This window comes from Flavobacterium kochi (assembly GCF_048286715.1).
In the GTDB taxonomy this organism is placed as follows: Bacteria; Bacteroidota; Bacteroidia; order Flavobacteriales; family Flavobacteriaceae; genus Flavobacterium.
Genome location: NZ_JBLVPW010000079.1, coordinates 1 through 1246 on the forward strand (window position 1 = coordinate 1; position 1246 = coordinate 1246).

The 1246-nt window shown below is 44.2% G+C and carries 1 protein-coding gene; it reads right to left on the minus strand.

The window, feature by feature from the left end; all coding sequences use genetic code 11:
• The coding region (locus ACNQGH_RS21870; RefSeq protein WP_417958132.1) for a PKD domain-containing protein at window positions 1–1246 on the minus strand (1246 nt) is incomplete at both ends.

Consider the following 1246-nt stretch of genomic DNA (forward strand, 5'->3'; position numbering starts at 1 on the left):
TGTTGTTCCGGTGATTGTACCGGAACAATTATCAGTAGTTACAGGAGCAGTAGCGGTAGCGCTACATTGTCCAGTTACATCAGCCAAAACAGGAACTACCGGTTTGGTGGTATCAGTGATCACTACATTTTGGGTAGTGGTAGAAGCATTTCCAACAGCATCAGTGAATGTCCAAGTGATGGTGTGTGTGCCTTGAGTAGAATAAGTTAAAGCATCTGATGTTGTTCCGGTGATTGTACCGGAACAATTATCTGTAGTTACAGGAGCAGTAGCGGTAGCGCTGCATTGTCCAGTTACATCAGCCAAAACAGGAACTACCGGTTTGGTGGTATCAGTGATCACTACATTTTGGGTAGTGGTAGAAGCATTTCCAACAGCATCAGTGAATGTCCATGTGATGGTGTGCGTTCCCTGAGTAGTATAAGTTAAGGCATCTGATGTTGTTCCGGTAATTGTACCAGAACAATTATCTGTAGTTACAGGAGCAGTAGCGGTAGCGCTACATTGTCCAGTTACATCAGCCAAAACAGGAACTACCGGTTTGGTGGTATCGGTAATTACTACATTTTGGGTAGCAGTAGAAGCATTTCCAACAGCATCAGTGAATGTCCAAGTGATAGTGTGCGTTCCCTGAGTAGTATAAGTTAAGGCATCTGATGTTGTTCCGGTAATTGTACCAGAACAATTATCTGTAGTTACAGGAGCAGTAGCGGTAGCGCTGCATTGTCCAGTTACATCAGCCAAAACAGGAACTATCGGTTTGGTAGTGTCAGTAATCACGACGTTTTGGGTAGCGGTAGAAGCATTTTCAACAGCATCAGTGAATGTCCAAGTGATGGTGTGCGTTCCCTGAGTAGTATAAGTTAAAGCATCCGATGTTGTTCCGGTGATTGTACCGGAACAATTATCAGTAGTTACAGGAGCAGTAGCGGTAGCGCTACATTGTCCAGTTACATCAGCCAACACGGGAACTACCGGTTTGGTGGTATCAGTGATCACTACATTTTGGGTAGCAGTAGAAGCATTTCCAACAGCATCAGTGAATGTCCAAGTGATGGTGTGCGTTCCCTGAGTAGTATAAGTTAAGGCATCTGATGTTGTTCCGGTAATTGTACCAGAACAATTATCTGTAGTTACAGGAGCAGTAGCGGTAGCGCTACATTGTCCAGTTACATCAGCCAAAACAGGAACTACCGGTTTGGTGGTATCAGTGATCACTACATTTTGGGTAGTGGTAGAAGCATTT